Origin of the sequence: Pseudomonas sp. NY15435, from assembly GCF_048068295.1 — a bacterium.
Lineage (GTDB): Bacteria > Pseudomonadota > Gammaproteobacteria > Pseudomonadales > Pseudomonadaceae > Pseudomonas.
On record NZ_JBLUQA010000038.1, the window covers coordinates 1 to 320 of the forward strand.

At 51.9% G+C, this 320-nt stretch carries 1 rRNA gene; it reads left to right on the plus strand.

Annotated features, from left to right (window positions below):
• The first annotated feature begins 191 nt into the window (after positions 1-191).
• A 5S ribosomal RNA gene (rrf, locus tag ACNFH5_RS30600) occupies positions 192-307 on the plus strand.
• The last annotated feature ends 13 nt before the right edge of the window (positions 308-320 follow it).

Genomic DNA, 320 nt, shown 5'->3' on the forward strand with positions numbered 1-320 from the left:
GATCCCATCCCGAACTCAGTAGTGAAACGACGCATCGCCGATGGTAGTGTGGAGTTTCTCCATGTGAGAGTAGGTCATCGTCAAGCTCCTATCCCAAGACCCCTGGTCAGCTTCGCTGGCCGGGGGTTTTGCTTATTAGTGTAAGCAACCCGAATCCGGATGAGCGCCAAGGCGAGCATCCAACCGAATTGCTTGACGACCATAGAGCATTGGAACCACCTGATCCCATCCCGAACTCAGTAGTGAAACGATGCATCGCCGATGGTAGTGTGGAGTTTCTCCATGTGAGAGTAGGTCATCGTCAAGCTTCTAATTCCAAA